The sequence below is a fragment of the Mycolicibacterium hippocampi genome, from assembly GCF_010723735.1.
GTDB lineage: Bacteria > Actinomycetota > Actinomycetes > Mycobacteriales > Mycobacteriaceae > Mycobacterium > Mycobacterium hippocampi.
Genome location: NZ_BLLB01000002.1, coordinates 4,831,905 through 4,851,657 on the forward strand (window position 1 = coordinate 4,831,905; position 19,753 = coordinate 4,851,657).

General features: G+C 67.2%; 19 protein-coding genes. 6 read left to right on the forward strand and 13 right to left on the reverse strand.

Translation table 11 applies throughout. The features are described from left to right. Positions 1–7: 7 nt before the first annotated feature. The 7 genes from G6N53_RS24190 to G6N53_RS24220 are packed head-to-tail and all read right to left on the reverse strand — an operon-like array spanning position 8 to position 8,403. Entirely contained in the window at positions 8–1,006 is a 999-nt protein-coding gene (locus tag G6N53_RS24190) for a cyclase family protein (protein WP_163893266.1), read from the reverse strand. 2 nt (positions 1,007–1,008) lie between these two features. Further along, a complete protein-coding gene (locus G6N53_RS24195; protein WP_163893269.1) occupies positions 1,009–1,848 on the reverse strand; it encodes a coniferyl-alcohol dehydrogenase in 840 nt (279 codons plus the stop codon). Between the two features lie 2 nt (positions 1,849–1,850). Then, the gene (locus tag G6N53_RS24200; RefSeq protein WP_163893272.1) at positions 1,851–3,170 is read right to left on the reverse strand and encodes an LLM class flavin-dependent oxidoreductase; all 1,320 of its coding nucleotides are present in this window, start codon (positions 3,168–3,170) and stop codon (positions 1,851–1,853) included. Next, on the reverse strand, positions 3,167–4,939 hold the full coding sequence (locus tag G6N53_RS24205) for an FAD-binding protein (RefSeq protein ID WP_163893275.1): 1,773 nt from the start codon (positions 4,937–4,939) through the stop codon (positions 3,167–3,169). The genes G6N53_RS24200 and G6N53_RS24205 overlap by 4 nt, the downstream gene beginning before the upstream one ends. Further along, positions 4,936–5,853, reverse strand: coding sequence for a 3-carboxyethylcatechol 2,3-dioxygenase (locus G6N53_RS24210; RefSeq protein WP_237166784.1), 918 nt, complete (start codon positions 5,851–5,853; stop codon positions 4,936–4,938). Before G6N53_RS24210 ends, G6N53_RS24205 begins: the two co-directional genes overlap by 4 nt. Beyond that, positions 5,801–7,540: a bifunctional 3-(3-hydroxy-phenyl)propionate/3-hydroxycinnamic acid hydroxylase gene (locus G6N53_RS24215; protein WP_163893281.1), complete on the reverse strand. Its 1,740-nt coding sequence runs from the start codon at positions 7,538–7,540 to the stop codon at positions 5,801–5,803. Before G6N53_RS24215 ends, G6N53_RS24210 begins: the two co-directional genes overlap by 53 nt. Next, on the reverse strand, positions 7,537–8,403 hold the full coding sequence (locus tag G6N53_RS24220) for an alpha/beta fold hydrolase (RefSeq protein WP_163893284.1): 867 nt from the start codon (positions 8,401–8,403) through the stop codon (positions 7,537–7,539). Before G6N53_RS24220 ends, G6N53_RS24215 begins: the two co-directional genes overlap by 4 nt. Before the next feature lie 147 nt (positions 8,404–8,550). Here G6N53_RS24220 and G6N53_RS24225 point away from each other — a divergent pair, with 147 nt between their 5' ends. The 3 genes from G6N53_RS24225 to G6N53_RS24235 are packed head-to-tail and all read left to right on the forward strand — an operon-like array spanning position 8,551 to position 11,590. Continuing rightward, a complete protein-coding gene (locus G6N53_RS24225) occupies positions 8,551–9,264 on the forward strand; it encodes an IclR family transcriptional regulator (protein ID WP_163893287.1) in 714 nt (237 codons plus the stop codon). A 40-nt stretch (positions 9,265–9,304) separates the two neighbouring features. Then, the gene (locus G6N53_RS24230; protein ID WP_163893290.1) at positions 9,305–10,918 is read left to right on the forward strand and encodes an FAD-dependent oxidoreductase; all 1,614 of its coding nucleotides are present in this window, start codon (positions 9,305–9,307) and stop codon (positions 10,916–10,918) included. Positions 10,919–10,957: 39 nt separating this feature from the next. Next, positions 10,958–11,590: a TetR/AcrR family transcriptional regulator gene (locus G6N53_RS24235; protein WP_163893293.1), complete on the forward strand. Its 633-nt coding sequence runs from the start codon at positions 10,958–10,960 to the stop codon at positions 11,588–11,590. Here G6N53_RS24235 and G6N53_RS24240 read toward each other — a convergent pair. Next, positions 11,545–12,420 carry an ArgK/MeaB family GTPase gene (locus G6N53_RS24240; RefSeq protein WP_237166628.1) on the reverse strand — a complete coding sequence of 292 codons (876 nt, stop codon included), beginning with the start codon at positions 12,418–12,420 and terminating at the stop codon, positions 11,545–11,547. The two genes, G6N53_RS24235 and G6N53_RS24240, sit on opposite strands and share 46 nt — an antisense overlap. A 105-nt stretch (positions 12,421–12,525) precedes the next feature. On the opposite strand from G6N53_RS24240, the gene G6N53_RS24245 reads away from it, so the two are divergent. Together G6N53_RS24245 and G6N53_RS24250 are read left to right on the forward strand one after the other, a co-directional pair. Further along, the gene (locus G6N53_RS24245) at positions 12,526–13,290 is read left to right on the forward strand and encodes an SDR family NAD(P)-dependent oxidoreductase (protein ID WP_163893299.1); all 765 of its coding nucleotides are present in this window, start codon (positions 12,526–12,528) and stop codon (positions 13,288–13,290) included. Then, on the forward strand, positions 13,287–14,033 hold the full coding sequence (locus G6N53_RS24250) for an SDR family NAD(P)-dependent oxidoreductase (protein ID WP_163893302.1): 747 nt from the start codon (positions 13,287–13,289) through the stop codon (positions 14,031–14,033). Before G6N53_RS24245 ends, G6N53_RS24250 begins: the two co-directional genes overlap by 4 nt. 75 nt (positions 14,034–14,108) lie before the next feature. On the opposite strand, the gene G6N53_RS24255 is transcribed toward G6N53_RS24250, so the two are convergent. From G6N53_RS24255 to G6N53_RS24270, 4 genes are all read right to left on the reverse strand, one after another. Further along, on the reverse strand, positions 14,109–14,873 hold the full coding sequence (locus G6N53_RS24255; RefSeq protein WP_163893306.1) for an enoyl-CoA hydratase/isomerase family protein: 765 nt from the start codon (positions 14,871–14,873) through the stop codon (positions 14,109–14,111). Positions 14,874–14,956: 83 nt separating this feature from the next. Next, a complete protein-coding gene (locus tag G6N53_RS24260) occupies positions 14,957–16,057 on the reverse strand; it encodes an acyl-CoA dehydrogenase family protein (RefSeq protein ID WP_163893309.1) in 1,101 nt (366 codons plus the stop codon). Further along, positions 16,044–16,859 carry an acyl-CoA dehydrogenase family protein gene (locus tag G6N53_RS24265; protein WP_163893312.1) on the reverse strand — a complete coding sequence of 272 codons (816 nt, stop codon included), beginning with the start codon at positions 16,857–16,859 and terminating at the stop codon, positions 16,044–16,046. Before G6N53_RS24265 ends, G6N53_RS24260 begins: the two co-directional genes overlap by 14 nt. Next, positions 16,844–18,247: a class I adenylate-forming enzyme family protein gene (locus G6N53_RS24270; protein ID WP_163893315.1), complete on the reverse strand. Its 1,404-nt coding sequence runs from the start codon at positions 18,245–18,247 to the stop codon at positions 16,844–16,846. The genes G6N53_RS24265 and G6N53_RS24270 overlap by 16 nt, the downstream gene beginning before the upstream one ends. Positions 18,248–18,361: 114 nt before the next feature. On the opposite strand from G6N53_RS24270, the gene G6N53_RS24275 reads away from it, so the two are divergent. Then, entirely contained in the window at positions 18,362–18,685 is a 324-nt protein-coding gene (locus tag G6N53_RS24275; protein ID WP_163893318.1) for a 2Fe-2S iron-sulfur cluster-binding protein, read from the forward strand. On the opposite strand, the gene G6N53_RS24280 is transcribed toward G6N53_RS24275, so the two are convergent. Next, the gene (locus G6N53_RS24280) at positions 18,673–19,749 is read right to left on the reverse strand and encodes a CaiB/BaiF CoA transferase family protein (RefSeq protein ID WP_163893320.1); all 1,077 of its coding nucleotides are present in this window, start codon (positions 19,747–19,749) and stop codon (positions 18,673–18,675) included. The two genes, G6N53_RS24275 and G6N53_RS24280, sit on opposite strands and share 13 nt — an antisense overlap. Positions 19,750–19,753 lie beyond the last annotated feature (4 nt).

The window sequence follows — 19,753 nt, forward strand, 5'->3', positions numbered from 1 at the left end:
TCAACACTCACTTGATCGCAATCGGACTGACAGGGGCACCGACCGCACCCACCACCTTCAGCGGCGGCGCGATGAGCTGGAACTCGTAGACACCGTCGGCGGCACAGTCGGCGGCCAACGGTCCGAGGTCCCAATATTCACCGAGCATCAAACCCATGTCCCGAAGACACAACATGTGCATCGGCAGGAATGTGCCGTCGACTCCCTGGGACGGATCCGGGTCCTCCACCATCAGGTTGTCGGAGGCGACGGCGGCGACTTCGTGCTCATGCAACCAGGACGCACATGTCCAGTGCAGCCCGGAACCGGCCTCGGCGCCGTCCGCGGTGGCCAGGAACCTCGTCCACCATCCGGTGTGGACCACGACGACGTCACCCGAACGGACCTCGACGCCCTGCTTCGCGGAGATCTCGTCGAGTTCTGATGGCGTGATCGGCGTGCCGGCCTCGCAGAACGTATCGACGCCGCGATGGGCCACCACGTCGAGAAGCACACCTCGCGAGGTGATGCCCTTGTCGGCGACCTTCTCGATGCCGAGGTGGAACGCGCCGAAGCTGGTCACGGAATCCGCAGGAAAGCCGTTGTAGAGCTTGTCCTCGTAGTACACATGTGACAGCGCGTCCCACTGGGTTGCGGCCTGCAACGGCATGACGATGAGGTCGTCGTTGAACCGGAAGGGGTTGTCGGCGAAGAAGGCACTCACGTCGGCGGCCACCGCGTTGCGCAGCCATTGCGGGCCGTACTCGACCAGCGTCGAGGCGTCACCGCCATCGACGGTCATCACGTGCACGGGATTCTGCCGGAACTTGAATGCGCCCTGCGGCCCACCGGCGCCGAAGTCACCGCCAAGCGAGATGACCTTTCCCTGCCTCGCCAGACCCGCGCCTTCCGCAACCTTTTCGCGCGTGATGAGGTTCAACGTGCCGATCTCGTCGGCGTCCCCCCAGCGCCCCCAGTTGCGTACCTCGTCCGCCATCTTGCGGAAGTCCGCCATGCTGCCGGCCATCGTCAACTCCCCTGTGCCACTGAGGCGGTATGAACCTGGGTCCAGAATCGCTCGCCGAGTATCCCACCGTCGGTCCACAGCACCTGCCCGGTGATGTACCCGGCGGCGCGGCTTCCCAGAAACGCCAGTACTGCCGCCTGCTCCTCGGCGGTGGAGACCCGGCCCAGCGGAGCGGTGAAGGAGTCCAGGTACTGCTGTCCGTAGGCCGACCTCAACTGGTCCAGGATCGGGGTTTCGGTGACACCGGGTGCTGTGCAGTTGATCCTGATGCCCCGACCGCCCAGCTCCACGGCACGGCGCATCCCGTAGAGGATGATGGCCTCCTTGGACAACCGGTAGCCGCCGTCGGCGAGCGCATCGGGATTCTCCGCGCACCACTGCAGTCCCGCGGGTACCGATGCAGTCTCGACGAGACCAGCAGTGACACCTGCGTTCTCGCGGTAGGACGACGCCGCCAACGAGGACACATTGCAGATGGCCGCACCTGCGGGCATGCGGTTGACCAATGCCTCGGTGAACTGCCTCATGCCCAGGAAGTTGATCCGGACGACCACCAGCGGATCACCGATTCCGGACGAGACCCCCGCGACGTTGAACAGCGCGTCGACCGCACCGTCGACCGCTCCGGCCGCCGCTTCGACCGAACCGGGCTCGGCCAGGTCCACCTCGATGAAATCGGTTGGCGCCGTGCCGGTGTCGCTCGGCGCCCGGCGGTCCAGTCCGGTCACCCGGGCTCCGAGTCGGCCGAGGTGGCGGGTCAGCTGCTCGCCGATGCCCGAGGCGCAGCCGGTGACCACGGCGTGGGCACCGTCGTAGCGCACCAGCTCGTCGAGTGTGGTCACCTTCAGCTCGCGGCTTCCTTCGCGGCCTTGGCGTCCTTCTCCAGCTGAGCCGCTTTGACCCGACCCTCGTTGATCTCGGCCATCGCCTCGGGGATCTCACCGGCGGTGAACTTGCCGCCGCGGCCGGTGGGCAGCCCACCGAATGCGTAGGTGTCGTCGAACAGCGGCACATCCCAGGACTGCCTGCGCGCCTCCACCTTCTCAATCACCGGCTCGAGCCGCTTCGCCTTGTCGGCGACGGCCTTCGCGTCACGCTCGATGAACTCGGGCAGGATCTCCTTGCCCATGATCTCGATCGATTCCATCGTGCCCTCGTGGCTACGCGGGTTGAGCAGCAGGATGATCTCATCGACGCCGCTGGCCTCGTAGCCGCGGAGAAATTCCCGCACCGTGTCCGGTGAGCCGATCGCACCGCGCCCCGGCCCGTAGGCCAGTGTCGGATCCTCCTTGACGGCCTCTTGGTAGCGCTCCCACACCTTGGTGCGGCCCGGGGTGTGCATCCCCGTCAGGTAGTAGTGCATGATCCCGAACGAGAAGAACCCGCCGCCGGTGCCCAGTCGTCTGAGCGCCTCGTCGTCGCTCTTGGCGACCATCATCGACAGATCTCCGCCGATCGCCAGCAGGTTCGGGTTGATCGCCGGGGTGATCGGCGCCCCCTGCTCCTCGAACTCCCTGTAGTAGCCGTCCACCCTCTCCTTGAGCGCCTCCGGCCCGGTGTAGGCGAAGCTCAACGCACCGATCGCCTTCTGGGCGGCCATCTGTACCGAGGACGGTCGGGTGCAGGCCACCCAGACCGGTGGGTGCGGCTTCTGCAGCGGCTTGGGAATCACGTTGCGGGCGGGCATCTCGACATGCTCACCCTTGAACCCGCTGAACGGCTCCTCGACCATGCAACGGATCGAGACCTCCAGCGCCTCTTCCCACTGGGCGCGCTTGTCGGCCGGATCGATGTTGAACCCGCCGAGCTCGGCGACCGACGACCCCTCACCGGTGCCGAACTCCACCCTGCCGTTCGACAGGTGGTCCAAGGTCGCGACGCGTTCGGCGATGCGGGCCGGGTGGTTGATCGGCGGCGGCAGGTGCATGACGCCGAAGCCGAGACGGATGTCCTTGGTGCGCTGGCTCGCCGCCGCCAGGAACATCTCCGGGGCGGTCGAATGGCAGTACTCCTCGAGGAAGTGGTGCTCGGTCAGCCAGACAGTGGAGAAGCCGGCTTTGTCGGCGAGTTCCACTTCGTCGAGACCGTGCTGGAACAGCTGGTGTTCGTCGTCCTCGGACCAGGGCCGGGGCAACGGGAACTCGTAGAACAGGGAAATCTTCACTTCTTTTTTCCTCCTTGGCGTGCTGGGGGGACTTCGCTGTGTTCAACACTTCTCGTCGGGCAGGTTTCGGCGATGTGCCGGGCGGCGACGTAGCCGAAGGCCATCGCCGGTCCGATGGTGGCGCCGGCCCCCGCATAGCTGCGGCCCATGACCGCGGCGGACGCATTCCCGACCGCGTAGAGGCCGTCCACGACGCTGTCGTCGGCGCGCAGCACCTGGGCGTGCTCGTCGGTCCGCAGACCACCCGAGGTGCCGAGGTCACCGAGGATGATCTGGAACGCGTAGTACGGCGGCTTGCCCAACGGGTGCAGGTTCGGGTTCGGCAGCGTCGGGTCCCCGTAGTAGTTGTCGTAGGCGCTGTCGCCGCGATCGAAGTCGTCATCGTGCCCCTTGCGGGCCAGCTCGTTGAATCGCTCTGCGGTGGATCGCAATTGCGCGCCGGGGACGCCGATCTGCGCGGCGAGTTCCTCCCAGCTCGCACCCTCCTTGACCACGCCCGACTCCAGCCACGCCGACGGGACCTTCCAGCCGGTGGGCACCGGCGCGAACGGGATCTTCGGCAGGGGCAGATGCCCTGCCACGACGTAGCGGTGGAACGACCGGATATCGGTGATGAGCCAGCAGGGAATGTGGGTGACACCGGAGCGTTGGCCGGCGATCATCGCGTGGGCGAAGTCCATGTACGGGGCCGCCTCGTTGATGAAGCGTCTTCCGTCGCCGTTGACGACGAACTGGGAGGGCATCATACGTTCGTTGAGCATGAACTGCAGGCGGCCGTCCGGCCAGCAGATCGCCGGGAACCACCATGCCTCGTCGAGCAGCTCCGTGCTGCCCCCGACCTTCTCCCCGGCGCGGATTCCGTCTCCCATGGCGGCGGGATTTCCGAAACTCCAGTCCTTGTCGACCTCGGGGAGGTGCTCGGCACGCCATTTCATGTCGTGGTCGAAGCCTCCGCTGGCGATCACGACACCGCGACGGGCCCGGACCCGGATGCCACGGCCGTCCTTCTCGATCACCGCGCCGGTGACCGCGCCGTCGACATCGGTGATCAGCTCCGTCATCGGGGAGCTGAGCCACAGCGGGATGCCCTGTTGCTTCATCGCCAGCCGGAGCCGGGCGGCCAGCGATTGACCGATCGCGGCCATCCGGTCGCCGAACACCCGGGCCCGCAGCATTCGCCAGACCAGTTTCAGCAGCACTGCCTTGCCCCGCCACGACTGGCGGACCTGGTAGAACAGCCGCAGATCCTTGGGGCCGAACCAGATTCCCTTGGGAGCCAGGGCCAGCGGGGTCAGCAGGTTCTGCTCATCGTCGCCGAGCACCCTCAGATCGATGGCCTCGACGTTGATGGTGCTGCCGAGCGCCGAGCCTCCCGGCGCCTCGGGATAGTAGTCGGCGTACCCCGGCTTCCACACGAATTCCAGCCACGGGCTGAGGTTCTCGAGGAACTGCATCATCTCCGGTGCGGTGTCGACGTACTTACGCAGCCGCGCGTCGCTGACCAGACCGCCGGTGATGTGCTTCAGATAACCGAACACCGCGTCGGGGTCCGGGACGTGGCCCGCGCGGCGCTGGGACGGTGCGCCCGGTACCCAGATCCCACCACCGGACAGTGCGGTCGATCCGCCGAACTGGGCCGACTTCTCCACGACCAATGTGTCCAGGTCGGCGGCAGACGCCGTCAGCGCGGCGGTCATCCCGCCACCGCCGGATCCGATCACCAGCACATCGGTGACGTGGTCGAATTCCGGTTCTGTTGCTGCGCTCACGAGTTCACCGCCGTTCTGAGCGCAAACCCGGCGATCAGGTCCGGCGCGGCGCGGTAGAAGTGGTTGCTGGTCGTGTATCCGCCCTGGGCGGCCAGCGCTGCGAACGCGGCGACCCAGGTCCGTATCTCGTGGGCGGAGTTCCCCGCCTGCTGGGCGACCCAGCCGTTGTCCCAGCCGTCGACGTCGGCGAGCCGTTGGTTGTCGAGTAGGTCGAGGAACGCGTGGTCCCATTCGGGATTGAGGGGTGCGAGAGACCCGTGGCCCGAGGCGAACTCACGCGCAGCTTCCATCACCGCGACCTGGCGGGCTTGCCGCTGCTCGCCGGTCATCGGTTTGCCGTGCACGATCCGCTCCAGTGCTGCCGGCGGCGCGGTGGCGAGGGTGGGCACCGGTGGGTCGTGGGACAGCCCGCCGGAACCGACGACGAGCACCCGCTTGCCCAGCTCGGCCAGGTGGGTCCCGACGGCGGCCCCCAGCGCTCGCACCCGGCTCAGCGGTCCCAGCGGGGTGGCCACCGAGTTGATGAACACCGGGATCACCGGCTTGGCGGTGGCATCTCCGAAGAGTTTCTGCAACGGCTGCACGGTGCCGTGGTCGACGTGCATCGCCGCCGAGATCGCGATGTCGACGCCGGAGTCCAAAACCGCTCGGGCGCAGTCGTTCGCCAGATCGGCGGGAACATCGAGCGCCCCCTTGTGAGTGCCGTAGTCACCGACGCCTTCTGCAGCGGTGCCGATGCAGAACGGTGGCATCACGTTGTAGAAGAAGCCGTTGTAGTGGTCCGGCGAGAACGTGACCACCAGATCGGGATCGAACGCGGTGACGAACTCCCGCGCGTGCGCGATCGCCGACTCGATGTCGTCAAGGAGTTCCTGTGACGGTCCCGGAAGGTTCAGTAGCGGGCTGTGCGACATGCAGCACAGCGCGATCTGGGTTGCCATGAGAAGCGGGGTCTCCTTCCCGGCTCAGGGTGGCGGTGGTCAACTGCAGCACCGCGAACAGCGACGCAGACACCTCGGGTGCGCGTTGGGCGATACACGCCGCGGCGATGCACCGGTCGGGCCGCAGGAACAGTACGGAGTCGGTGTAGACGTCGAACCAGGATTTGAGGGCGCCGGTACGGTCGCCGACGACCACGACGTCGGGGTCGTCGTGCCCGGGCCAGTGCAGCTGTGTCATCGGGCGGGCTTCGATGAACTTGGCGCCCAACGTCTTCCAGCGATCGAACGCGCTCTCCCCGAGAACGGCGCGCAGATTGTTACTCCAGCACAACACGGCGAACCCTGTTCCCAGGACGTCGTCGAGCATCATGTCGTGTTGCTCCCGGGTGTCGACACGTGGCTGGATGAACAACGTGCCCGTCGGCGAGTTCCCGGATCGGCCTGCCTCTGGTGCGGCGTGGTGGACGGCACCGTCGAGGTAGCGCGGCATCGGCTTGAAACGCATCTCGAGCACATAGCGTTTTACCGACGGCACCACCGACGCGGCGTGGATGACACGGTCCCGCAGCGCGGCCACCCGACGGTTCGTCGGCGAGATGACCCGACCGACCATCGTCGAAAGGTCGATCATGGCGCGGGCGTGCTTGCGCCGCTCCACGTCGTAGGTATCGAGCAGCCCCTCGCCGGCCTGGCCGGATACGACGGCGGCCAGCTTCCAGCCGAGGTTGGCCGCATCCCGGATGCCGCTGTTGTAGCCCTGCCCCTGCCACACCGGCATCAGGTGCGCGGCATCGCCTGCGAGCATCAGCCGGCCCTTGCGGAAGGATCCGGCGATGCGCGAATGATGCGTGTAGACCCGGTGCCGGATCATGTCGACGCGTTCGGGATACGGAACCCGCTGCGCGAGCATGCGACGCACGAATTCCGGTTCTGCGGCCTGCTCGTCGGTCTCGTCGGGATGGATCAGGAATTCAAAACGCCGAATGCCGTGGGCGATCGAGATCGACACATAGGGCCGGCGGGGGTCGGCTCCCACTTCGCTGTTCGGATGCCCCAGCGGATCATTCGCCACGTCGACGACCAGCCATCGCGTCGATGACGTGGTCCCGTCGAAGGACACTCCCATCAGCCTTCGGATGGCACTTCGTCCCCCATCACAACCCACGACATAGCGGGCGGCCACCGGGGTGCGCCCATCGGCGAACTCGACGGTCACCCCGTCCGGGGTCTCGACACAGGTCTGCATCCGATGACCGAAGCGCACTTCCACGTGGTCGAATCGCTGCAGGCCGCGGCACAATTCGGCGTCGACCAGCGGCTGGACGAAACCGTTGCGCTTCGGCCAGCCGAAGCGGGCGTCCGGAGGTGCCATCTCGACGAGCAGGCGCCGTTGCGCATCGAAGAAGCGCAGGATCTGGTTCGGCACCGTGTGCGGCAGTACCTGTTCGACAAGCCCTATCGACTGGAAGGTGCGCAACGACTCGTCGTCGAGGCCGACTCCACGGGGATAGTCGATGAGAGTGTCGCGTTCCTCCACCACCAGTGTGCGAATGCCCTGGAGCCCGAGGATGTTCGCCAACGTCAGCCCTGATGGGCCGGCCCCGACGATGACGACGTCCACCTGGTTGTCCACCTGATCGTCCGTGTCCACGGCAGTCATGCGCGCCCCAGCAGGAAGTCCAGATGCAGCCGGTCGAACGTCTTGGGGTCCTCGTACTGCGGCCAGTGCCCGCAGCCCGGCATCACCTCGAAGCGGGCGCCGGGGATCATCGACGCCATCCGGCGTCCCTCCTGGACATCGGCGGTCGGATCGTCACTGGTCCACACCACGAGCGTGGGTGCGGTGATCGCGCCGTACTCGTCAGGGCCGAGCAGGTTGCGCGCACGGATCTGCGGATCCTGCAGGGCCATGATGTCTTTCATCGCTGCGGCGAAGCCCGGCTGCTGGTAGACGCGCTGTCGGCTGGCGACGATGTCGTCGTAGTCCTTTGACTTGTCGGCCATCAGCCACTTGATGCGCGCCTGAACGGTTTCCCAGGTGGGGTTCTCCGCCGCGGCCATCGACAACGTGATGATCCGCGCCATCACCTCGGGGTCGGCCTGGGACCCGCCCGCGGTGTTGAGGACGAGGCGCTCCACTCGGTGCGGGTGGTCTATCGCCATGCGGGCGGCGACCCATCCGCCGAGGGACTCCCCGCTGACGTGGGCGCGGCCGACTCCGATCGCGTCCAGGAACGCGACGAGATGTTCGACGTAGTGCGCGATCTCGAGGGGATGGCCGGGTTTGTCGGTGTACCCGTGGCCGAGCATGTCGATCGACCACGTGGAGAAGTGTTCGGCGTGTGCCTCGAGGTTGCGGACGTAGGCCTCGGCGTGCCCGCCGGACCCGTGCAGGAAAACCAGCGCCGGCTTGCCCTGGTCACCAGCGTGCAGATAGCGGGTGCGAACTCCCCCGGCATCGAGATAGCCCTGCGAGAAGGCGACGCCCTGCAGGTCGCTCCACACGCTCTCGAAGTCGGTCACCCCGCACCCCTTCCTGTTCTCGTTGAGGGCTTGACGACGAGAATGTGATTCTCGTATTTTGTAAGCACTCTGCTCATTTATCGCACATCCATGTGCACTATAGTCAGAGCATCACTCTCGGGAGTGTGTCTGTCAAGGAAGGCCCGCATGACTCGACCGTCCGTCGAACCGGGGAGCACCGCTGCGGCTGCCGGCGCCCCCGGCTCCCAGACGCTGGCCCGTGGCCTGAGCGCACTCCAGTTGGTGGCGAGTTCCCCGACCGGGCTGACGGTGACCCAGGTCGCCGACGACATCGGGGTGCACCGCACCATCGCCTATAGGCTGCTCAGCACCCTCGCCCAGTTCCGGTTCGTGGCCAAGGGAGAAGACGGCCGGTACCGCTCTGCGGCCGCCCTGGCGGTCCTGGGAGCATCGTTCGACAACAACGTCCGTCAGATGTGCGTGCCGACGCTGCGGGGCTTGGCCGACGAGCTCGGCACCACGGTGTCGCTGTTGGTGGCCGAGGGTGACCAACAGGTCGCGATCGCGGTGATCGTGCCGACCAACGTGTTCTACCAACTGTCGTTCCACGAGGGCAGCCGGTACCCGCTGGAGCGCGGCGCGGCCGGGATCGCGCTGTTGGCCAGCATGCCGCCGCGGCCGGGTGAACGGGACCTCGTACCGTTGGCGCGTCAGCAGGGCTGGGTGAGCACCCACGGTGAGATCGAACCCAACACCTACGGCCTGGCGGTCCCGGTACGCCGCCGGCCTCCGGCACCGCCCACCTGCATCAATCTGATCTCGCATCGCGAAGACGTCGTCGTCGACGGCCGCGAGACAGTCATCAAGGCGGCCGACGAGTTGTCGGCGATCCTCAGCTGAGATCCGGTCTCGCGGGCGCCGAACGAGGAAGGGAGACAAGATGACCGACTGGGACCACGACGTCGACGTCGTCGTACTGGGTAGCGGGGGCGCGGGGCTGACCGCCGCACTGTCCGCGGCGGTCGCCGGTGCCACGGTGGAGGTCTACGAGAAGGCCGAGACGGTCGGCGGCACGACCGCGGTCTCCGGCGGGATCGTCTGGATACCCGCGCACGGCCGGTCCGCCGACGGCCCGCTAAGCACCGATGACGCCATGGCATACCTGCGCGCTCAATCGCTGGGCTTCATGGACGACGAGTTGGTCGAGACGTTCGTGCGCAGTGGCGCCGCCATGCTCGACTTCGTGGAGGCGCACAGCGATCTCGAGTTCGAGGTCGCCACCGGGTTCCCCGACTACAAGCCCGAACTACCGGGCGGGAAGCCCGGCGGTGGACGATCGCTGAACGCCAAACCGGTCGACCTCGCACAGCTGGGTGACTGGCGTGACCGGATCACGTCGTTCCCTGCCGATTTCAGCAACGTCGGCATCGACGCCGAGACACGGGCCCGCATCCACGCGGCCGTAGACGACATGTCCGGCGAGTTCTGTGTCGCCGGAACGGCGTTGATCGCCGGGTTGCTGAAGGGGTTGCTGGACGCGGGTGTGGTCCCGCATACCGGTGCGCGGGCAGTCGAACTCATCGCCGATCCCCTCGGCATCACCGGCGTGCGGATCGAACAGGGCGGCAGCCAGTTACGGGTGCGTGCCCGCCGCGGCGTGGTGCTCGGAACCGGCGGCTTCGAGTGGGACCAGCGGCTGGTCGAGGCCTACCTGCGAGGTCCACTCCATGGCGCTGTCTCCCCACCCAACAACACCGGCGACGGCCTGCGGATGGCGATGGCGCACGGCGCCGACCTGGCCAACATGGGTGAGGCGTGGTGGGTACCGATCGTGCAGATCCCCGGCGACACCTACGCGGGACATCCGCGGAGTCGCAGTGTCCGGCTCGAGCGCACCCGCCCCCGGAGCATCATCGTCAACAGGGCGGGCAAGCGCTTCCTCAACGAAGCGGGGGAATACAACTCGATGGCGGGCCCGTTCCACTTCCTCGATCCCAAGCTCGGATATGCCAACGACCCGGCATGGATCGTGTTCGATTCGATCCACTTCAAGCACTACGGCTTTCTCGGCGTGGATCCCGACGGACCCGTGCCCGACTGGTTCTGCCAGTCCGCCGACCTCGCCGAGCTCGGCGACAAGACCGGCATCGACCCAGCAGGGCTGGAGCGGACGCTGCAGGCCTGGAACTGCAACGTGGCCGATGAGCACGATCCCGACTTCGGCCGTGGCGCAAGCGCATACGACGGCTACTGGGGTGACGACAAAGCAGCCACCCCGGCGGCAAAGACCCTCGGCCCGATCGACACCGCCCCGTACTTCGCGGTGCCGGTTTCCGTCGGTGCGATGGGCACCAAAGGCGGGCCGCGGACCGACAGCGACGGCCGGGTACTCCACGTCAACGGCACCGTGATCACCGGCCTGTTCGCCGCGGGCAACGCGATGGCGGGGGCAACGGGCAAGGCATACGGCGGCGCCGGCGGCACCCTCGGCCCGGCACTGGTGTTCGGCTACCGCGCCGGCCACGCCGCGGCCACCGGCAAATCGGTGTCCTGACACCGCAGGATCGGTTGCCGGTCGACTACCCTCGTCGCTGTGACCTCCGCGCCCATCGGCAGCCGGTTCAGCGCCATCTCGCGCACCGCCGCACAGACCAGGGTGCTGGACGCCGCCCTCAAACTCATCGCCGAGCACGGGGTCAGCGGAACGTCACTGCAGATGATCGCCGACGCCATGGGGGTCACGAAAGCCGCGGTCTATCGCCAGTTCAAGACCAAGGAAGAGATCGTCGTCGCCATCACCGAGCGAGAGATGGCCAGGCTCGAGGACGCGGTGGAGGCCGCCGAGGCCGAAGGCCACCCGGTGCGCGCGCGGGAAGTGCTGCTGGACAGGATGATCGATCAGGCTATCGAACGCCGCGGGGTGGTCAGCGTGCTGCAGTTCGATCCGGTGATCATCAGGCTGCAGGCCGAACACGAACCGTTCCAGCGCTTCGTCGAGAGGCTCTACGCGGCGCTGCTCGGCACCGAGGCCGGCGTCGAGGCACGCTTCCACGCGGCGATGCTGTCGAGCGCGATCAGTGTGGCTGTCATGCATCCGCTGATCGCCGATTTCGACGGCGCCACCCTCCGCGCGCAGTTGACCCAGATGACCCGCCGGATGCTCGACCTGCCCGAGTCCGCTCAGGATTCGGCAGGGACGACGAATAGCCGGTCGGCAGCCCCGTAGGGGTCGTCCCGGCCCTCGGCCACGGCCTGAGCCAGCCGTTCCAGGTCGGGATGACTACGTAGCCGGGTCTGTGCCATCGACAGGATCTGGGCGCGGGCGCGTGCAAGACGCCGGTCGGCGGTGTCGGTTCGGTGGTAGGTATCGATCGCCTCGAGCAACTCGACGATCCCGTCCCCCTGCGCAGCGACGAGTTTGAGGACAGGAGCGTCGGTCTCGGCGCGCAGCTCGCGCACCGTCTGGTCGGCGCCGGCGCGGTCGGCCTTGTTCACCACGACGATGTCGGCGACCTCGAGAAGCCCGGCCTTGGCGGCCTGCACCGCGTCACCGGCGCCTGGGTTCAGGATCACCACGGTCGGTTCGGCGACGGCCGCGATCTCGATCTCGGACTGACCGACGCCCACCGTCTCCAGAACCACGAGGTCATAGGACAGCGCCGCGAGCAACGTGACGGCGGCGGGCACCGCCGCCGCGAGTCCGCCCAGATGACCCCGGGCCGCGACCGAGCGGATCAGAACGTCGGGGTCGTTGATGTGGGCGGCCATCCGAATCCGGTCTCCGAGCAGCGCACCACCGCTGAACGGCGACGACGGATCGACCGCGAGCACCGCCACCCGAAGTCCGTTGGCGCGGTAGGCGCCCACCAGGGCGCCGACCGTCGTCGACTTCCCGGCCCCGGGGGGTCCGGTGATGCCCACGACGCGGACCGGAGCGACCTCACCGAGGGCGGCTAGCACCTCGTCGCGGCGCGGGCTCTCCACCAGACTGAGCAGCCGCCCGGTGGCTCTGGCCGAACCGTTGCCTGCTGCGGCGATGAGCTCGTCGATGGTCACTCCAGAAAGATTACGCAGCCGATTACCCCTCATCTCATGAACCCGTTCCGAACTTGAGAATGATATTCTCGCTCATCGAGAGTGTCAGTTTCAAGGAGGATGCGCATGCAGATCAGCGGTAGCTCTGCCCTCGTCGTCGGGGGCGCGGGCGGGTTGGGCGAGGCGACGGTGCGGCGGCTGCACGCAGCGGGCGCCAAGGTGGTGGTGGCCGACATGGCAGACGACAAGGGCAAGGCGCTCGAAGAAGAGCTCGGCGTGCGCTATGTCCCGACCGACGCCACCTCGGAGGAGTCCGTGAACTCCGCCATCGCCGCAGCAGAATCGCTTGCACCGCTACGCATCTCCGTCGACACCCACGGCGGGCCGGCCAGCGGCGGGCGGCTTGTCGGCAAGGACGGGTCCCCGCTGGACCTCGAGGGTTTCAAGACGACCATCGAGTTCTATCTGACCGCGGTGTTCAACGTGATGCGCCTGTCCGCCGCCGCCATCGCCAAGTCGGAGCCGCTCGACGAAGGCGCCCGCGGGGTCATCGTCAACACCGCGTCCATCGCGGGCTACGAAGGCCAGATCGGTCAGCTGCCCTACTCGGCCGCCAAGGGCGGCGTCCTCGGGATGACGCTGGTCGCCGCCCGCGATCTGTCACCGTTGGGAATCCGCGTCGTCACGATCGCGCCCGGGACCATCAACACCCCCGCCTACGGCAAGGCCGCCGGCCAGCTCGAGCAGTACTGGGGCCCGCAGGTGCCGTTCCCCAAGCGGATGGGGCGCTCGACGGAATATGCCCAACTGGCCCAGAGCATCATCGAGAACGACTACCTCAACGGCGAGATCATCCGCCTCGACGGAGCGCTGCGGTTCCCGCCCAAGTGAGCGGCGCACTCGCCGGAAAGGTCGCCTTCGTCGCCGGCGCCAGCCGGGGCATCGGCGCGACGATCGCAGCGGCGCTGGCTGCCGACGGCGCCGCGGTCGCCGTGGCGGCGCGCTCGGAGAACGAGGGCAGGGTTCCCGGGAACATCCACTCCGTCGCCGACAGGATCGAGTCCTCGGGCGGACGCGCACTTGCCGTCCCCTGCGACGTCACCAGCGAGCGCTCGGTCGACAGCGCGGTCGCAGCCACACTCGCCGAGTTCGGCGGAATCGACATCCTCGTCGCGAACGCGGGCGTGCTGTGGCTCGGCCCGATCGAATCCACCCCGCTGAAGCGCTGGCAGCTGTGCCTCGACGTCAACACCACCGGCGTCTTTTTGGTCACCAAGGCCGTCATCCCGCATGTGCGTGCCCGCGGTGGTGGCTCGCTGATCGCGGTGACGACCACCGGTGTCGGGATGACCGACCATGGCGCCAACGCCTACTGGGTGTCCAAAGCCGCCACCGAGCGGCTGTACCTCGGCCTGGCCACCGATCTGAAACCCGACAACATCGCGGTGAACTGCCTGAGCCCGTCACGGGTGGTGCTCACCGAGGGTTGGCAGGCCGGGGGCGGCGGGATGCAGGTTCCGCCCGACATGGTCGAACCACCCGAAGCGATGGCCGACGCCGCGGTGTGGCTGGCCCGGCAGGACGCCGGCGGGACCACCGGAACCATCCAGCGCTCCGAGAACCTCACCCGTTGACCGTGAAATATCATTCCTGGCTGTGATTTCAGCCAAACCCACAGCCCGGAATGATATTTCGCGGCAAGCGGGCGGTCACCCTTTGGCGATCAGGCCGTCCACGATCCTGTTGAAGTCGGCGGTCCCGAACGACACGTACTCCGCGAGGTTGGCGTAGTCCAACGACGCCATCACCGACTTCTCCAACTGGATGTTCATCAACCGCTTGGTGGCCTCCACCGCCTGCTGCGGCAGCTCCATGATTTTCTCGGCGCACGCGATCGCCTCGGTGACCGGGTCGGCGACGACGTGGTTGGCCAGACCCAGCTCGACCGCGCGCTGCGCCTTGATCCGGACGCCGGTCAACGCGAACTCCTTGGCCCGCAACATGCTGATCTGCGACGGCCACACCAGGGGCCCGCCGTCGGCGGCCACCAGACCGATCTGCACGTGCGGGTCGGCGAAGAACGCGTTCTCGGCGATGTAGACAATGTCGGACAGCGCAGCCAGGCTGCACCCGAGCCCGACGGCCGGGCCGTTGACGGCGGCGACCACCGGGACGCGGCACCGCACCATACCGATGACCAGATCGCGACCGTGTTTGATCGTCTTCTGGCGCAGAGCTTCGTCGTTGCGAAGCTCGTCGAGATAGTTGAAGTCACCGCCGGCGGAGAATGCCCGGCCCGCACCGGTGATCACTGCTGCCCGCGCATCGGCATCCTCGTTGAGCGCTTCCCACACCTTGGCCAGGCCCACGTGCAGGGCATCGTTGACGGCATTGAGTTCGTCGGGACGGTTCAGCGTGATGATCCGCAGGCCGCCGTCGGCGCGGACGTCGATTTCGGCTGGCATACCGTACATTTCAGGCTCCTCTGCTCTTCATCGCGATCCTCTGCTCTTCGCGCAAGCGCTCATCGCCCGCCGTCTGCTCTTCGCGCAAGCGCTCATCGCCCGCCCAATCCGAGAATGCGCTGCGCGATGATGTTCTTCTGGATCTGCGACGTGCCGCCCATCACGCTCTGAGCGCGGCTGTACATGTATGCGCCGAACAGTTCGGCATCCCCGGTGCCGACAGTGGCCAGTGCCGCATGTCCCACCGACTGCTCGACCCATGTCATCAACAGCTTGTCGAGCGAGCCCTGCGGACCATGGGAGATCCCGTCGAGTTGCTCCGAAAGCCGACGACGTACGTGCAGGCGGAGCATCTCGGTCTGCACCCACGCCCACGACAGCTCTTCGGGAGTGGCGGTGCCGCTCCGGGATGCCAACTGGCGCACCAGCTTGCCGTATCGCGCCGAGAAACCCAGCGTCGAGGGCTCCCGCTCATGGCTGACCACCGTCATCGCCAGCTTCCAGCCCTCTCCGGGTGCACCGACCATGTTCTCGGCGGGCACCCGGGCACCGTCGAAGCTCACCTGGCCGAACTCCCTGGTGACGCCGCTGATCATCTTCAGCGGGCGCTGCTCGATGCCGTCCTGGTGCATGGACACGATGAACGCCGAGATCCCCTTGTGCTTGGCCACACTCTTGTCGGTTCGGGCCAGTACCAGGCACCAGTCGGCGACGTCGGAGTAGCTCGTCCAGATCTTGTGCCCGTGGATCACATACGTGCCGGGGTCGTCTCCGCACGGGGTGGCGGTGGTGGTCAACGACGCCAGGTCCGACCCGGCGCCCGGCTCGCTGAACCCTTGGCACCAGCGCTCGGTCCCGTTGATCATCCCGGGCAGGAACCGTTGTCGCAGTTCCTCGTTGCCGTGGTGCGACAGACCGACGACGAGGTACCCCAGACTGGGCCGCGCCGGTGCCCCCGCCTTCGCGATCTCCTCGTCGACGATGACGTCGTAAACCGCGGGCAGATTCTTGCCGCCGTACTCCTCGGGCCACGACGTCCCGAAGAAGCCCGCCGCGTAGAGCGCCTGGTGCCACTCCCCCGCCTTGGCCCAGTACTCGTCACCAGAGGTCGGGAACTTTCCCTTCTGCTCGACCAACCAGCCGCGCAACCGCTCCCGAAAGGCGGCTTCATCTGTGGAATCACGAAAGTCCAATGGTCAGCTCCTCCAGCTTCACAGGCCACGTCTCGGTGGCGGCGAGCACCCGCCGCAGGTAGATGTGCGCCAGACACTCCCAGGTGTTGCCGATGCCGCCGTGGACCTGGATGGAGGTCTCACACACCGTCAACGCCGAACGTGCACAGTAGATCTTGGCCACCCGGGCGGCCTCGATGGCCGCCCCCGGGGCCAGCTCGTCGACGGCCCAGGCGGCGTGGCGCAGCACGCTGATCGAGCCCTCGATGAGCGCCAGACTCTCCGCCAGAAGATGGCCCACGGCCTGATATGACCCGATGGCAGACCCGTACTGCTCACGCACCTCGGCGTATTCGCAGGCAAGGGCATGGGTGCCGCGCGCAGCGCCCACGAGGTCGGCGCAGGTGACCGTCAGGGCGAGAGCACGCCACCGGTCGGCGTCCTCATCGGAGAGCTCGCCCAGTTCGGTTGGCGACTCGACGACACCGACCAGACTCCCGGTCAGGTCGACGGACTCAGGCGCCGTCATGGTCGAGGACGTTTCGCGGCCGAGCCGGCGGTTCAGGTCGTCGGCCAGCACCGGGCCCAGGAACGGCACGTCGACCAGGCGGCGGGCGAACTCCTCGGCGACGATCGCCACCTCGACACCGGAGGCGCCGTCGGAACGTAGTGTCCGAAAACCGGTCGCGTGCACCGCTTTCTCCAGCCGCGTGGTCCGGCTGCTGTCTTCGAGATCGGCGACAGATCCGGGTCCGAGGTCCTCGGCAAGACCCGCCGCGGCATCCCGCAGCTGTTGCTGTTCACTGGTCAGACGGACGTCCACAGACGCTCCTTCAGTACTCGGCGCAATACTTTTCCCGATGGCAGACGCGGTATCTCGGACACCACGAAGATCCGGCTCGGCTTCTTGTAGGTCGCCAACCGCTCTGCAACAAGCGCGACGAGCGCCTCGATTTCGACCGCAGCGCTCGTCTTCACCGCGGCGACAACGGCTTCGCCACTGGCTGCGTCGGGCACTCCGAAGACCGCACAGTCCTCGACGGCGGGATGCCCGTGCAGCACGGCTTCGACTTCCGCCGGCGCCACCTGGAATCCGCGCACTTTGATCATCTCCTTCGCGCGGTCGGTGATCCGCAACCAGCCGTCACCATCGAGGTAGCCCACGTCGCCGGTGCGGTACCACCCGTCGGCGAACGCATCCGCGGTCGTCTCGCTCGGCAGGTAGCCCGTCATCACCGACTCCGAGCGCACCTGGATCTCCCCGTCTGCCCCGGGGCCGAGCGTTTCACCGGAGTCGAGGGAGACGATCCGCACGTCCACCCCTGGCACCGGTTTACCCACGGTGTCCAGACGGGGTCCCTCGAGCTGATTGCAGGAGATCACCGGCAGTTCGCTGGCCCCGTAGGCAGTCATCCAGCTGACCCCGGTGCGGGCGGTGACCGTATGCGCCACGCTCTCGGTGACCGGAGTGGCACACCACATGATGTAGCGCAGCGACGACAGGTCGTGGGACTCCAGCCGCGGGTGCGCGGACAACGCCAGCGCGATCGGCGCGACGGCCATCTCGATGGTGATGCGGTCCGATTCGATGTGCCGCAGCATCATGTCGATGTCGAACCGGGGGTGCAGCCTGATCCAGGCGCCGGTGTCGAGCGACGTCACGATGTTGAGCAGACCGAGAATGTGCGACGGCGGAGTCAGCACCTGCATCCGGTCGGTCGCGGACAGGTGCAGCGCGTCCCGCCAGTGGCGCACCGCGGTGGCCAGCGAAGCGTGCGTGTGCCGCACAGCCTTGGGCATGCCCGTCGTGCCGGAACTGAAGACGAACACCGCATCGGCATCCCCGCCGCCCGCCCCGACCGCGCCGGCGTACCGTCGCGGGGTGATCGGCTCGTCCAGATGCAGCATCGGCATCGCGTCGGCGAGCACCGGGTTGTCGCCGACAGCATGCGACGGGGCGGTCAGCGTCAGCGCATGGCCGACCTCGGCCTGCTTCCACGCCGGGCTCAGCAACACCGCTGCGGCGCCCAACCGCCAGATGGCGCGTAGCGCAATGACGAATTCCGGCCGGTTCGACGACATCACCGCCACACGGGCGCCCGGGCCGACGCCCCGCGCGTCGAGCACGGTGGCGATGCCGCCGGCCAGTGCGTCGAGATCGGAGAGGCTGTACTGCCGGTCCTCGAAGGCGAGCGCCATCCGCTCACTCACGTTGCGCGCGCCCCTTCCGGAAGTCGTGGATGATGTCTACGAGAGGATTACCGGTTGTCCAGGAGAATAGTATTCTCCTAGAATCAGAATGACAATGTCGAAGGAAGGGTCCTCATGACCGACCCGCAGGGACCGGGTTCCTCAGTGTCCGAAATGCAGGAGGCGGGCACCGTCACCATCCACCTGGATGGAAGCACCGCATCGGTGACGCCGAAGGCCGGCGAGACGCTGCTGGAGAGCGCGCGCCGCGCAGGGATGGGCCCGCCCTTCTCCTGTGAAGCCGGCAACTGCGGCACCTGCATGGCACTGCTGACCGACGGCAAGGCCACGATGCGCGTCAACGACGCACTGACCGAGGACGAGGTCGACGAGGGATACGTGCTCACCTGCCAGGCCGTTCCCGACACACCATCGGTGACGGTCAACTACGACGAGTGAGCGGGGCGCGAAGCGCCACCTATGGCGTCAGCGTGCTCGTCGAGCCTGGGCGCGGGCCGATAGTCGGGGTCATAACCTTCGATCCGGATCGGGCTGCCCACCAGATCGAACTCCCCGGCTCTGATCACGACTTCCGGCGTGGCTGCGAGAGCCTCAGGCAGGGTGCGCACCGCAGAGACCGGGATGCCCAACGGCCGCAGTCTGTCCTGCCAGCGTGACGCGGTGTCGGTGGCCAGCACAGCGCTGACGACGGCGAGCACTTCGTCGCGGCGCGCCGCCCGCTCGGCCATCGTCGGAAAGCCCTCGATACCTGCCTCCGCGGCGAACGCCGCCCAGAACGCGTCGTGGGTGATGAACAGCGCGAGATATCCGTCAGCGGTCGCGAAGAGTTGTGCCGGAACGTAGTACGAATGCGCGCCGTAGGGGTGGCGTCGCGGTTCGACGCCTTCGTTGAGGAATGCCGCAGCGCGATAGTTCAACTGCGAGAGCATCACATCACGCAGCGACACGTCGACCTGCCCGCCGCGTCCGGAGATGATCTGGGCAAGAAGCCCCAGAGCTGCGGTGAGACCGGTCGAGTTGTCGGCCGACGAATACCCGGGCAGTGTCGGCGGCCCCTCTGGATCACCGGTCATCGCCGCCACCCCGGTGGCCGCCTGGATGACGTAGTCGAACGCCGGGTCGTCGCCGCCGTCGAGCCCGAACCCGGTCATCGCCACGCAGACGATGCGCTCGTTGAACGCCCGCAACGACTCGTAGGTCAACCCCAGCCGCCGAATCGCCGACGGCTTCATGTTCACCAGCAGCGCATGCGAATCCGCGACCAGCTCACCGAGCTTCTGCCGTCCCGCCGCAGACCTGAGGTCCAGGCAGATGCTCTGCTTGTTGCGGTTGAGGCTGGCGAAGTAACTGTCGCCGACCTGCCGGGAGATCTCGCCGCCGGGCGGCTCGACCTTGATCACCTCGGCGCCCAGATCGGCGAGCAGCATGGTGGCGTAGGGCCCGGCGAGCATCACGCCGACTTCGATGATGCGGATGCCTGCCAGCGGGCCCACCGACGTCACCGGC

Excerpts from the sequence above, each read along its gene's own strand:
- G6N53_RS24190 (WP_163893266.1), bottom strand. The coding sequence starts at position 1,006 with ATGGCCGGCAGCATGGCGGACTTCCGCAAGATGGCGGACGAGGTACGC.
- G6N53_RS24210 (WP_237166784.1), bottom strand. The coding sequence starts at position 5,853 with ATGTCGCACAGCCCGCTACTGAACCTTCCGGGACCGTCACAGGAACTC.
- G6N53_RS24215 (WP_163893281.1), bottom strand. The coding sequence starts at position 7,540 with ATGACTGCCGTGGACACGGACGATCAGGTGGACAACCAGGTGGACGTC.
- G6N53_RS24225 (WP_163893287.1), top strand. The coding sequence starts at position 8,551 with ATGACTCGACCGTCCGTCGAACCGGGGAGCACCGCTGCGGCTGCCGGC.
- G6N53_RS24230 (WP_163893290.1), top strand. The coding sequence starts at position 9,305 with ATGACCGACTGGGACCACGACGTCGACGTCGTCGTACTGGGTAGCGGG.
- G6N53_RS24245 (WP_163893299.1), top strand. The coding sequence starts at position 12,526 with ATGCAGATCAGCGGTAGCTCTGCCCTCGTCGTCGGGGGCGCGGGCGGG.
- G6N53_RS24255 (WP_163893306.1), bottom strand. The coding sequence starts at position 14,873 with ATGTACGGTATGCCAGCCGAAATCGACGTCCGCGCCGACGGCGGCCTG.
- G6N53_RS24275 (WP_163893318.1), top strand. The coding sequence starts at position 18,362 with ATGACCGACCCGCAGGGACCGGGTTCCTCAGTGTCCGAAATGCAGGAG.